Here is a 13,771-nt window from a genome sequence, read left to right on the forward strand (position 1 = left end):
ATAAAGCCCTACTTGTGCCCAAAGGCTTTGACGTAGGAACAAAACGGACAAGGCTGGTTGATAATATTTAAATTAAAGAGACCGTTACTTTGTTTAGTTTCTAATTACCTACACTTTGGTATGTTAAACATAATCCAAGTGAATTACTTTGTGTTTAACCTCGTTAATGCACTTTTCCATTTACTTCTTTGAAAATGTCATTCCTGCACTAACGCTTTCTTACACAGTTCCATAGCTTTCATTATTTTCAACAGATATCGTTGTTTGTTCTTCCGCCACTACTAGGGCATTGGCGAACAAAGTTAGCTGGTATTTTGATTGCCTGTTTGCTTTACATCCATCACTTTATTAGGGTTTCAGTTGTTAATAAACTAAAGGTGAAAAATTTGGGACTTTGCCTTTTTATCAGTTGATAATAGAATTTTCATTTTTCACATCATTTCGTTTTCTCATTTATTATTGATCAATCAAAGTCTTCTCTCTTCCAGTATCCCGCATCCTAAGACAAGTTTCCTTCATATTAAATTATACTGGCGCTTCTTGTCCTGGATATTTAACGATATTCTTACCCGAAAATCGTCCCCTTGCCCGCGACGCCCAGGTGAAAAGGGCGCGGGGCTTAGGGATTGGGGAGAATAGTTATTTATTTTGATCATTAGTTGGATTAGCTTCGTCCACCTTCGCCAATGCTACTGTGGACAAGATCAAAGTTAGTTTTCAGTTCCCGCCTCGTGCTTTTGTTAAGTCCTTTGAGATGCTAAGAAGGCCTTAGTGCAGACACTTGGCAGACAAGATTGATTGTTTTAATTAATTTCTGCTTTTTCATTTCTGGTTGTTTGAATTAAGTGTTTAGTTGAATATTTTGTCTGGTCTATACGACCTTTTAGTTTTCTGCTTTTTGTTTTAAGTCACTGGTTTAATGGCTATTTTTTTCTGGCCTTCTTATCTGGTTGCCCAGCAAATTACATTAGTGAAAGTAAGAGAAGTAAAAACAAATGTCAATACCAAAATGCAGAATCCGTAGGATTCTCCACCTAAATTTCGTAGGATTCTCCACAACAAATTGTACAAAATAGCTATTTTTTGTCAGTTAACGAAGATCTGCGGTTAAATTTAACCTTCCGTTATTTTTATACGTAGATATACCTACCATCTATCTCATCGATAGCAGGATTTTCATTTTAACCAGTAACCAGCCAATAGCGGACTTCCAAAAGGAAAAAAGAAGAGAAATATGGTTAAAATGGATCTCAGGGGGAATTATTCGAGTTGTGAGCCGATAATATAGCGAAATTAATTAATCACCAAAACTTATCAACTATGGAAAAAACACCTAATGGATCACACCAAGGGAAAGCTGACGATGCGGTCAGTTTAACAGATCAGGAGATACAAATCATCCGTATGATATGTGAGGAGAAAACCACCGAAGAAATTGCCAAGTCACTGAATATCAGCCCGAGGAGTACCAGTCGCTACCGGGAGAAATTATTGATCAAGACAGGATCAAGAAGTGCTATTGGGATATTGAAATTCGCTGTGAAACATAAAATTTATCATCTTAGTAGAGACAATAGCCATTTCATGTAAGGCTATAGTTAACGGATGGGATGGTCAATCGCACCGTCAGGTGTGATCTTTGAGAGGGCGTATTATGTCCAAGCTCAAAACAATAGGGGCTGTTCTCCTCCTCAACGATTCAGTCTGGTTTTTATAGACATTAGAATCAGGATGAGGAAGGGGATTGGGCCGGATTGCGACTGTGGTTTGGAAACGCTGGTTTAAAAACAGGTGGAAAAATGTTACCTTTAAAAGACCAACGTTGATCTTCTTATGGACATATTTCTTGCTATCGAGCACAACCTTATCCTCCATTCCCTCTGTGGGATAATTGAAAATTATGACTTTGTGGACAGAGTGGTTGCCCTAGACCATGTTGCCAAGATCCGCCAGCATTATCCGATTGCGAGCCCCTCCGTATTATTGGCCAGTTCCTGGCAGGCACGGGAAAATAAAAAAGCCTTCCCCGGGTTAATGGGAACCATCATGGAGGTGCCTCTCGTGGTTATGGTACTCAGCACTGATCCCAACGATAATGCCCGAGAATTTGAGAGTGGCGACCTCTATGACTATATACCTTTCAATGCCCCCTTCCAAACCATCGAAGAAAAGCTCAGAAAATTCGCCGTTAACAACGCGAGAGGAGAAGTATCTTATATTGAAAAAAAGCCAAACCCCGGAACACTGGCAGCGTTATCTAAACGTACAGGGCTGACTGGCCGCGAGTTACAAATATTGTATTTGATATGTAAAGAATATTCTTCCGAAGAAATAGGCACCATGTTAATGTTGAAACGCCGAACCATTGAGGCCAACCGGCGAGTACTGTTCCATAAGCTGGGGTGCAACAGCGTGTTAGGCTTTGCCAAATATGCTTTGAAACACCGCCTTTTCCCAGATTTTCGAATACCCGGCTAAAGCACCGGTCTAGGTACTAAACTTTTCAAACCTCGGAACACCCGCAACCCACTTACTCAAAATCAGCGTATTTCTTCACATCTTCTTCCTTTATTTCCTCCCCACTCATGATAATGAGGCGCTCGACCACGTTTCTCAGTTCACGAATGTTGCCGCTCCAGTCGGATTTTTGTAAGTGATCGACTGCTGATTGCTCGATTGATTTCTTTTTGGTACCATATTCATTGGCAATATCTTCCAGAAACCGGTTCACCAACAAAGGAATATCTTCCTTCCGGTCTTTGAGGGCGGGTACCTTGATAACAATGACGCTTAACCTGTGGTATAAATCTTCTCTGAATTTGTGGTGAGATATGGCCTGTTTGAGGTCTTTGTTGGTGGCTGCAATGACTCTTACATTTACCTTTTTCTCCTTGTCACCACCGACTTTGGTGATTTTGTTTTCCTGCAAAGCCCTTAGCACCTTGGCCTGGGCTGACAGGCTCATATCGCCGATTTCATCTAAAAACAGGGTGCCACCATTCGCTTGTTCGAATTTTCCTATGCGTTGCTTAATGGCGGATGTGAAAGCCCCTTTTTCATGACCGAATAGCTCACTTTCTATCAACTCGGAGGGAATGGCGGCGCAGTTAACCTCTACAAATGGCTCCGAAGATCTGCCACTTTTAGCGTGCAGCCAGCGGGCTACCAACTCCTTTCCGGTTCCGTTTGGCCCGGTAATTAGTACCCTGGCATCAGTGGGGGCTACTTTTTCAATGGTGTCTTTGACATGGTTAATGGCCGAAGACGCTCCAACAATATCGATGGTTCTGGAGATTTTTTTTCTTAACACCTTGGTTTCGGTGACAAGATTGGTTTTGTCCAGCGCATTACGGATGGTAAGCAACATCCGATTGAGGTCGGGGGGTTTCTGGATGAAATCAAAAGCACCTTTTTTGGTGGCTTCTACTGCGGTTTCAATGGTACCATGGGCAGAAATCATGATAAACTGTGTTTCTTTCCCATATTCCATGGTCTTTTCCAATACCTCGAGGCCATTCATTTTGGGCATTTTGATATCGCATAACACCACATCGTACTCATTTTTTTTGATCATCTCAAGCCCTTCCTCGCCGTCCTTGGCTTCCTCTGTGGTGTACTTTTCATAGTCCAGGATCTCCTTCAAGGTATCCCTGATCATCTTTTCGTCGTCAATGATTAATATTTTCGCCATATTCCAAGTTAATAAAATATGCAAGCCTGTAAGCCGGGTTCTGTCTCCCTTGCAGTAGCAAGGGGTCTTACCATTTATCTGGCCCCGGCATCACTGCCGGGATCAATCGACCTACCCATCCGGCTCATTCCCCTTGATCTACCATACGCCTGAGTTGATTCCCTGACCTGAGGCCGTAGCCTGTGTCAAAGCATCGCGTGCAAGCGTAAGGTAGAGGGGCCTATTGGGCGAGCAACCCTTTTCACCAACGCCACCGTTGGCGAAAGCCGGACCTATTTGGTCTTTCAACCCGTAAGGTTTTCCCTGCCATTAATGTCACCATTAACGCGGTGGGCTCTTACCCCGCCATTTCACCCTTACCATAACGCCAGGCGCTATGGCGGTATATTTTCTGTGGCACTATCTGTTCCCGGCCCGCAGGCCGGAACCTTCCTGTTAGGAAGTACGGTGCTCTATGTTGCCCGGACTTTCCTCCCTGACCCAAACGGACAGAGCGGTAAGACGGCTTGCAATAGCTGCAAATTTATAAATATTGATGATAACGAAAAATTGGAGGCCCTCAAAAAAAATGACTTGTAAAGTTATTGGGTTCATATCCGGGAACCCTGCTTTACAAGTCACCTTGAAAGGTTTAACAACCTGAATAAATACTTTTATCAATCCCTTAATGCACGTCCATTCCGGTAAGTTTGTATTCCCACTCATCGGCCATTTGGGCCACTTCAATGATAATTTCCTTTAAAAGATCATCGGTAGCATTGTCAATAAACGCTGAAGCTTCCACTTTCACAAAACCATCCACGATGGAAAATTTTGCATGGCAGAATTTGGTGTTTTCTTCCAGTAATAGCTTCAAATCGATATCTGCTTGAAACGGGCACACTTTGGAGGAATATTCAATAGCAGTCTTATCATAATGCTTTATGTGTCTCATTTCCCCCACTACGGTTTGGAAACGAAACTCATCGACCGGAACAATGATCACCGATTTCGTTTTGTCATATTCCGAAAATTGACCACCGATTTCATCGGCGAAGCTTTCCATAAATTCAGTAAAATTCATATCGAATACTTTCACACTAAAGATTAAAAATTCTTTTAATACACATTCCTTCTAAACTTTGTGCAAGTTACATAGCGTATATGTGTGAAATCGTTCGAATTCTAGGTAATTCTTACAAGAGTAGCTCCTCCTCCAAATTTCTCCATATTATGGTTATCGACATAAGTAACGTTAGGTAATTCCCTTAGCCGTTTATGGAGTTCCTTTTTCAATGAGCCGTTGCCGATTCCGTGGATGTATATAATCTCTTCCTGACCTGAAATGATGGCCTGATTCAACGTTTTGTCAAACTTTTGTAGTTGCTGGCGCAGTATTTCACTGCCTGGCAAATCTGCATGGTTTTTTGTGATTTTTTCGATATGCAGATCGACTATGAAGGCGGGTGGCAACTGCCTGGATTTATCTTTTTCGGTGTTGTCACCCGGCTCAAACAAGCTTTCCTTTACTTTTTCTGCCTGAATAGGCTGCGCGTTTTGGGCCGCGTCTATCTGATATAGATAGGCTTCCCGCATCAGTATGGGTGCTACTTTTTTCTGCTTGAATAAATTTCCTGCTTTGAACCTGATTTTTCTTTGAAAAGGCTCTTTCAGGTCAAAAATCCCATCACAATAAAACAGCAATTGCAGGATAAACGATGGCCATTGTTCGAAATTGGTTTTGTCAAGATCGCCTATTTTGATGGAATTCCTGCTTTTTATTTCAGCGGCGGCATATCCCTCGTATGTCTCATGGGTTAAAGCCGAGAGCGTAAACAAGAGCATATAGTCCGTATTGTTGATAAAATGCAGGGAAAGCCTTTTGTCATTAATAGGAACCAATGCCAGGTAAATACCTTTGGCGGTAATCGCAGGTTTTTGACTTTTTTTAGGAATGGGTCCAGGAGCCGTTTTTTTTCCAAATGCCGACTCCTCCTGTTGCGAGATGATTACTACCTCTTTTTTAAGTACCGGGATATTGAAACCGTCTTCTATCTCTACTTCGATAAGCTTGTCGTCAATAATCCTGGAAACGATGCCTTCTTCCCTGCCTTTTAAGAGTCTTACGCGGTTGCCTATGTTCATGGTGTTCTGTTGCCTGGTTTTCTTGTTGTTTTTTTTGAAATATCGCCTTCCCCCGGATTTTCTCCGGGAGCCGATTCTTGGGTATCTTCTTTTTCTGCCTCCTTCTGACCCTGCTCATTATCGGTTCGGACCTTTTTCCAGATTTCACTGATTTTATCAAAATTTTCAGTATACTGTATGCTAAATCCGGCGGTGGTGCTGGTTCTCTGATTGGCAGCCCTGAATTCGGAAAAAAAGTTGTTTTTATTATACATCCTGGCTTTTAGCCTGCCATCGGGCGTTAACAAATATTCCACTGTCCAGTCTCCCACAATATTGTTTACACCGGCGTTGTTATCCCCGGAAGTAAAGCCGCCGTCGCGGGTAATACGGAGCCTGCCGTCGAGAAAAGAGTAGGAGAGTCGAAGCTGAAAAGTGTTAAAAGCATCCTGGTCCAGGTTCCCTAAATCCACGTCTATTTCCAGGTTTTCATCCACCTGGGTGATCCAGTAACTGAGCTGATTAGACAGTAACTCGCTCACACTGTTGCTTACCGACAGGCCTCCACCCAGATCAAAGGTGCCCTGGGGCGAAAATTTTCTTAACATGATGAGACTGAAAACCTGTCTGCTTAACTCCTGTTCGTCGTTTTCCAGATTGGCTTCTACAAGGTTTATCGGAATGTTGAGCGTAAACGGATAAGCGGAAAAGTCCAGGTCAAAATGTATATTGGGGTTTAATAAATCACCCTTCAGGTCGAGCAATACCTTGGCGGAATACTTTCTCCTTAAATCCGGATACTGTTTTACGGTAGAGGTATCAGAAAAAAGCGGCGCCATAGCAGCCTGCTGGGCATAGCTGGCCCTAATATCCATGACCCCACCGTATGGATCGCCATACCAACTGATTCTGCTTTTGGGTTCAATGACAAATTCTTTGTTGATGAGGTTCCTTAAAGTAAAGTTATAGCCCCCTTCCACAATTTCCAGGTTGCCAAACATGTTAAATTCTCCCTGCGGGTCTATCTGCAGTTTCAGTTTACCATTACTCCGCCCGCGGATGATATCTCCCGATCTGATATCGAATATGATTTCGCTGTAGGCATCCGGGGTAATATCCAGATTGAAATCGAGGTTTAACCGCTGTATGTTAACACTCTCTATGCCATCTTCGGGATCACTGGTTGCCAAGGTATCCTTTTTCTTTACAAAATGGATAAAATCTACCTGGTCTACTTCACCTGAGGAATTAACCGGAATGAAGAATTTAGTACCCTTGTTGGTGGTGGCATCGGCTGAAATATTAAGGTTGCTGAACGAGCCCAGGATTTCGATATCACCGGTCATAACAGCGGTGCCATAATACAGTTTGTTATGTTTTGCTTTGGTATCCAACACTTTGAATTCACTCAGATTGCCTTGAAAATCAACAATAAAATTTTTGAAACCATCATGAAATAAACCGCCACTGAAGGTAGACATGCTGCCGTTGTCGTCGGTCAGTTTTAAATTTCTCACACCTATTTCGTTATCGTCGAAAAATATGTCCCCGTCAAACGAATATTTTGTGTTTAAGTAATTGATTTTTACCTGGCCATCGGACAAAAAGCCTGTTCCTCTTAATATGGGGTAATCCAGGGTGCCGGTGATGTCGAATTCGCCGGATCCCAGGCCTTGTATTTCGGTGATGTATTCTTCCAGGAATGGTTCAATAACGCCCAATTCCGCCTGATTAAAATTCGCAGATAAGTCAAGCTGCTCGTTCTCTTCCACCGGATTGAAGTATCCTCGCAGGTCTACTATTTTTTTACCGAGCCGCTCTATTTCAAAGTCCAGTCTTGCCCGGTCGTAGGTATTTTCCCAGTCGGCCAACCCGTATATATTCCCTAACAAAAAATTGTTGATCTCAAAAGTCGATACCTGCAACTGACTACCGATTTTAGGCGTTCCAAGCAGGTTTTGAAACTCGACAAATCCGTCGACAATACCTTCAAATTCCTGTTTGAAAAGGGGATTGAGGTTATCAATTTTAAAATTATGAATAATCAGCTTCAGTCGTTTATGCAGGCTGTCCGAAACGACTCCGTCAAGGGCCAGATACTGATCTTCACTTTGGATTTTTAAGTTGTGTACCAAAATTTCGTTATTGCTAAATACCACCTTGTTGTCTTCACCTATACGCCATATCTTATCGATGGCCCTGGCATTGGTCGGGTTGAGTTTAATTTCAATACTATCCTTTAAAAAAGACAACAGACCGTTCAATTCAAAATAATTATCATTTTTCGTCTGATGGAAGGAGCTGGAAAAGTCTATCTGGTCTTTGTCCCACACCGCTTCCAGCATAATATTATCTGTGGTTACCATGCTTCGGTATAGCTGACTGCCGGAATGCAGATACGCCATGGCCAGTACATTAACACTATCGGCTATTTTAGAAGCGGAAAAGTCCAGGTTATTGTCAAGAAACAGGGTTTCTTTGTATTTAACTGAGTCGAGATCGGAATACATCGTCAAAATGGAGGTATAGCCGTGCTGGAATTTACCTTCTATTTTCGTATTTCGGGCTACGTATCCATCCTGATTGATAAGTTTGAAGTAGGGATTTATGTCCTTTAACAGGATTTCATAATTTACGGTGTACTTATCAAGGACTTTGTTTTTTTTGTTTGCGTAATAGTCGGCAAGCAGTTTCCGGTCATTCCGGAAGTTTAGCATGTACTCATGGTACAACTTGGCAATATCCTTATAGATTTTACTGAAGGAGTAATTACCGTCAGAGTCTACGCTGAATTCTTTGGAGTCCAGATTAAACTTTCTGAACTGATCGGTTTTTGATGAAAATACATGAAGCGTATCCAGGTCCAGCCATTTTTCCCTGTATTTGAGGGAAGTATTGCTAAAGCTGGCTTCTCCAACCAGATCGTCCATATTATTACCTTGCATGTCGAGATCCAGGGTGGTGCTAATAAAAGACTCCGTATCGATCAGGCCGATGGCTTTGGCAAATAGCGTATCGAGCCGGGCATTTACCTTGATAAGGTTGTTATTGTTCCTGAAATCAATGGAAACATCTCCGGAAAACTTGAGGTTTGGATCGGCGATACCCAATGATCCGTTAAACAGCTCCTTGGTCAGCCGGGCGTCTGTGGTGATGTTTTGATAATCGTAATGCATCAAACCCAACTTGCTGATGGAGGCATTCAGTTCAAAGTCTGCCTTTTCCAGGGTGAGGCCCGATCCTTGAATTTTTCCGTTAAGGGTGATCTTTTGTACCTCATCCGAATAACCGATCAACTGGCCAAAATCAAAATCGTAAGTTTTAAGGTTTCCGCTGTAAACCGAGGTGTTGGCGGCTTCATCGGTTTTTAGGTTGATATCCGAGTCGAACCTGCCAAATTGAGTTCGGAAGGTGCCGTTGGCTACAAAGTCATAAGGAAAACCAAGAAATTCGCCGTTAAACCTGACGTCCCCCAGTCTGGTAATCTGCTGGTAGGCATTCCCTTTGACATAGGGAAACAGATCCCCGGAGGTAATGATGGAATTTTTAAGGTTAAGATCGATGAATGATTCCTGGAAGTTTGGCAGTCCGTCGATACTCAGGTTACCATCGATGCGGCTTTCTTCGCCGAATGATAGTTCAAGATCACGAATGTTGAGGCTGCTGATTAAGCCGTTAAACCTTCCCGATATCTTGTAGAATTCTTCAAAACGGTTCATATAGGGGGCAAATACGCCCAATTCCTTCGAGAAAATATGGGATTCTTTCAGGTTAGCTTCAATACGTACACTATCATTGAAATGACTCAGATTTTTGATAGAGTTATAGTTAAACACGAGTGAATCCTTAATTTCGCTATGTTCGGTCTTCAGGTCGAGGTTAGTAAAAGCCATGGACCGGTTACATATCCTGAAGAAGGTAGACAAATCCCGAATCACAAAATCGCTGACCGGTTCTAGCATCGTAAGTCCCTCCACCTTCATTTCAATGGTATCAGCGATAATTTTAAATTGCTTCACTCCGGCATTTATATCCTCCAGTCTGAAATGCCTGAAATCGAATCCTGTACGGATAGAGTCCTTTGACGGTTCGAAAAGCATAAACTTGCTGCCTGCCAGTTGTATATTATCCACCGTAAATGGTTTGGATTTACCATCACCCTTTTTTCCTTTTCCCAGTTTTCTGAGATTGGCAATAAATAGATTAATATTGAGGTAGCCATTCGGGGCGTTTCTGACCAACTGTACCACGGCCTGCTCCAGATAAACCTCATCCAGATTAATCGCATCGCTAAAAAGCAGCGCATTTAAATTGAAGTCTATGGCAATCTCTTTAACTCCGATCATAAGACTATCCTTTGTGTCCATAATCTCCACACCCTCCAGAAGGATGGTATCGAACCATCCGATATTCACATAAGATATTCTGGATTTAAAGCCGGTTTTTTCAGAAATGTATTGAGATGTCTTACGAACGATCTTTGTTTGTACGTAAGGAATCTGAATGACGATCATGGTGATGAAAAAAAGTATAAAGACAGCAAGTATAGCCCGGAGCGTTATTTTAACTATCGGTTTTTTAATAACTTGCGCTATGTTTTTAAATTTCATCAACCGGATGTATGAGTATTACAATATTAGCCATTGAATCATCTTGTGATGAAACTTCAGCGGCTGTCATCAAAGATGGGCTTGTAATTAACAACGTAATTGCTACCCAAACAGTGCATGAAAATTATGGGGGGGTGGTTCCGGAGTTAGCCTCCCGGGCCCACCAGCAAAATTTGGTTCCCGTTGTTCATCAAACCTTATCTGAGGCAAATATACGTAAATCTGAGCTGAGTGCGATAGCATTTACACAAGGTCCCGGACTTTTAGGTGCGTTATTGGTGGGTACATCCTTTGCCAAAGCCCTGGCTATGTCCTTAGACATACCGCTAATTGGGGTAAATCATATGCAGGCGCATATTCTGGCACATTTTATTGAAGCGCCCAAACCGGCATTTCCATTCCTGTGCCTGACTGTAAGTGGGGGACATACGCAGTTGGTTTGGGTACAAGACCATTTAAAAATGAAAATTATCGGACAAACAAGGGATGATGCCGTTGGTGAGGCTTTTGACAAATCAGCCAAGTTGTTAGGGTTGACCTATCCCGGCGGGCCGTTGATCGACAGGTATGCGCAAAAAGGAAATGCCCATGCATTTACCTTTACCGCGTCTGAAATGCCTGATTTTGATTATTCCTTCAGTGGTATTAAAACGGCTATCATGTATTTTCTAAGAGATAAATTGAAAGAAGATGCTGATTTCATCGGGCATAACCTTCCGGATATTTGTGCCAGTATACAGTACACATTGATCCATATGTTGTTAAAAAAACTGACTAAGGCCGCAGAACATTATAAAATTACCAATATTGCTATTGCCGGTGGTGTCTCGGCCAATTCGGGGCTGAGATCTGCGATACATGAGTTGGCCAATGAGAAGGGCTGGCAGGTTTACATGCCAAAATTTGAATATTGCACCGACAATGCCGCCATGATTGCCATGACGGCCCATTTTAAATATCTTGAAGGAGAATTTAGCTCTTTGAAGGTGAGTCCCGAACCTCGTATGAAATTTGGCGTATAGAATGGCATGATGGCTGAAAAACAAAAAAGATTTTCAAATAAAATCAATATAAAAAACAAAAGCGCTGGCTTTGAATATGAATTTTTAGATAAATTCATTGCGGGTATCGCTTTGACCGGTACGGAAATAAAATCCATCAGAGAAGGGAAAGTGAACCTTCAGGATGCATTTTGTGCATTTCAGGATCATGAATTATGGGTACGGCAAATGCGCATTTCCCCTTACAAATCGGGTAGTCATTATAACCATGATGCTACGCGCCTGCGAAAACTTTTACTGAATAAAAAGGAATTGCAAAAACTACAAAAGGCAAAGGAAGAAAAAGGCCTGACGATAGTACCTACCCGTCTTTTTATCAATGACCGTGGCCTGGCCAAATTGGAAATTGCCCTGGCCAGAGGCAAAAAATTACATGATAAACGCGAAACACTGAGGCAGAAAGATCTGGACAGGGAAATTAAAAGAATGCAACCCTGAAGGTATTTTTCAATTTTATGGACTAAACGTCAGGAGAATACCTGTTTTGATCATTCATGAATTAAGAATTGATACATTGTACATTAATTACACATTTCATAAGAAAATGACCCATTCATTAATAAATTGAATTATTAATCGACCAAAAATTAAGATTTTTTTATTAACTGAACATTCCTGTAGAATTGTATAATTCTTATATTTTTTGTCTCAAAGCCTAAAAAATGCGATCTCGGTAAATTTTTTAACTTTTTTCTTATTTTTTTAAAGATATTATAATTTTATGCACCCACCATTCCATTTTTTTTACAGAAAATAAGATTAATGATATTAAAAACACCTTAAAAAATTGTAGAAAACGTAAAAAGTAAAATTTTTGGTTAAAAATTACACCAACTTTTTTTGCATCGGATTTTTTTCTACAGTTTATTTGTTCTTACGCTTATGCAAAATCTTATTTTGTTAACTGCTTTAATTAAACTTTTTTATTATGAAAAAAATGCTTACAGAGACATTTTCTATGGTTGAATCGGGTGTGGCAGCTTTGGCCCAGGATCCTGCCCAGGCAGCTATAGATGCAGCTTCGGTCGGAGCGAACGCTTTATTTACTGCCAATAATGTATGGATGATGTTGGCAACGGTCCTGGTTTTTATTATGCACCTGGGATTTGCCGGTGTGGAGGCAGGGTTTACCCAGGCCAAAAATACGGTCAACATATTGTTTAAAAATACTTTGACACCGGTCATAGGCTTATTGACTTACACCTTTATGGGGTTTAGCCTGATGTACCCGGACGCCGAGGCCGGTTTTTGGTTCGCCTTTGACGGATTTGGTATTGTGCCCAGGGAAAACGGTATGACTTCCGATTATGCCGACTATACAAGGTGGACAGACTTCCTGTTCCAGGGAATGTTTGCTGCCACGGCTGCCACCATCGTATCCGGTGCAGTAGCTGAGCGGATTAAAATTAATGCTTACCTGATATTTACGGTCTTGTTCGTGGGGATTGTTTATCCTGTTATCGGCGGATGGAAGTGGGGGGCCGGAGCACTCGATGCCATGGGCTTTGCCGATTTTGCCGGATCTACCCTTGTACACTCGGTGGGCGGATGGGGAGCCCTTGCGGGTATTATTGTGCTCGGTCCGCGTATCGGAAAATATGTCGACGGCAAGGTGATCGATAAACCGGGATCGAGTGTGCCCCTGGCGGTAATTGGTGTATTTCTGCTTTGGCTGGGTTGGTTTGGCTTCAATGGTGGATCGGTACTATCTGCAGACCCGGCTTTGACTTCACTGGTACTGGTCAATACCAGTCTCGGCGCCTGTGCGGGAGCTATGGGTGGTTATATCACAGGATGGCTGGTTTTCAAAAGATTAGACCTGGGTATGGTGCTTAACGGCATACTTGCCGGCCTAGTAGGCATTACGGCAGGGGCCGATGTAATTACCTACGGCGAGTCTATTTTCATTGGACTGGTGGCTGGTGTGCTGGTGGTTTTATCTGCGATTACGCTCGACAAGTTTAAGCTGGATGACTGTGTGGGTGCCGTCTCCGTGCACTTAACCTGCGGTATCTGGGGTACTTTGGCGACTGGAATATTTGGAGCGGGTGTAAGTTTCCTTCCACAGGTGTACGGTGTATTGATATGCGGTGGTGCCGCATTTGGCTCAGCACTGATCATATTTTTCCTGCTGGATAAAACAATTGGCATCAGAGTTTCCAAAGAACATGAAGAAGAGGGTATGGATAGCCACGAACATGGCATCAGGGGATACACCATTGTTTACAATGAGTAGCTAACCTGGCTCAATATAAAAGGCCTTAACCGGGTGAGTGGCAGCTCACACCGGTTGACAGGCCAAAAGA

General features: G+C 42.4%; 9 protein-coding genes and 1 other RNA gene. 5 read left to right on the forward strand and 5 right to left on the reverse strand.

The annotated features are described in order from the left end of the window. Nucleotides 1-1,320: 1,320 nt before the first annotated feature. Both AC04NP_RS06500 and AC04NP_RS06505 read left to right on the forward strand, forming a co-directional pair. A complete protein-coding gene (locus tag AC04NP_RS06500; RefSeq protein WP_482858709.1) occupies nt 1,321-1,590 on the forward strand; it encodes a response regulator transcription factor in 270 nt (89 codons plus the stop codon). A 243-nt stretch (nt 1,591-1,833) separates the two neighbouring features. After that, on the forward strand, nt 1,834-2,478 hold the full coding sequence (locus AC04NP_RS06505) for a response regulator transcription factor (protein WP_482858710.1): 645 nt from the start codon (nt 1,834-1,836) through the stop codon (nt 2,476-2,478). A 52-nt stretch (nt 2,479-2,530) separates the two neighbouring features. On the opposite strand, the gene AC04NP_RS06510 is transcribed toward AC04NP_RS06505, so the two are convergent. The 5 genes from AC04NP_RS06510 to AC04NP_RS06530 all read right to left on the reverse strand — a co-directional run bounded on the left by AC04NP_RS06510 (nt 2,531) and on the right by AC04NP_RS06530 (nt 10,404). Beyond that, complete coding sequence (locus AC04NP_RS06510; protein WP_482858711.1) at nt 2,531-3,691, reverse strand: sigma-54-dependent transcriptional regulator; 1,161 nt, start codon at nt 3,689-3,691, stop codon at nt 2,531-2,533. Nucleotides 3,692-3,704: 13 nt separating this feature from the next. Then, nucleotides 3,705-4,204, reverse strand: an RNA gene (gene rnpB, locus AC04NP_RS06515) — RNase P RNA component class A. A 151-nt stretch (nt 4,205-4,355) separates the two neighbouring features. Beyond that, the gene (locus AC04NP_RS06520) at nt 4,356-4,754 is read right to left on the reverse strand and encodes a type III secretion system chaperone family protein (RefSeq protein ID WP_482858712.1); all 399 of its coding nucleotides are present in this window, start codon (nt 4,752-4,754) and stop codon (nt 4,356-4,358) included. A 101-nt stretch (nt 4,755-4,855) separates the two neighbouring features. After that, the gene (locus tag AC04NP_RS06525) at nt 4,856-5,815 is read right to left on the reverse strand and encodes a DUF2027 domain-containing protein (RefSeq protein WP_482858713.1); all 960 of its coding nucleotides are present in this window, start codon (nt 5,813-5,815) and stop codon (nt 4,856-4,858) included. Next, entirely contained in the window at nt 5,812-10,404 is a 4,593-nt protein-coding gene (locus tag AC04NP_RS06530; protein WP_482858714.1) for a translocation/assembly module TamB domain-containing protein, read from the reverse strand. The genes AC04NP_RS06525 and AC04NP_RS06530 overlap by 4 nt, the downstream gene beginning before the upstream one ends. Nucleotides 10,405-10,415: 11 nt before the next feature. Between AC04NP_RS06530 and tsaD the strand changes: the two genes are divergently transcribed. The 3 genes from tsaD (at nt 10,416) to AC04NP_RS06545 (ending at nt 13,701) form a co-directional block, all read left to right on the forward strand. Continuing rightward, nucleotides 10,416-11,426 (forward strand): tRNA (adenosine(37)-N6)-threonylcarbamoyltransferase complex transferase subunit TsaD, encoded by a 1,011-nt coding sequence (gene tsaD / locus AC04NP_RS06535; protein WP_482858715.1) that lies wholly within the window; start codon nt 10,416-10,418, stop codon nt 11,424-11,426. 9 nt (nt 11,427-11,435) lie between these two features. Next, entirely contained in the window at nt 11,436-11,903 is a 468-nt protein-coding gene (gene smpB / locus AC04NP_RS06540) for an SsrA-binding protein SmpB (protein ID WP_482858923.1), read from the forward strand. 499 nt (nt 11,904-12,402) lie between these two features. Continuing rightward, nucleotides 12,403-13,701: an ammonium transporter gene (locus AC04NP_RS06545; protein WP_482858924.1), complete on the forward strand. Its 1,299-nt coding sequence runs from the start codon at nt 12,403-12,405 to the stop codon at nt 13,699-13,701. The last annotated feature ends 70 nt before the right edge of the window (nt 13,702-13,771 follow it).

Source organism: Agaribacillus sp. DX54, assembly GCF_056858335.1.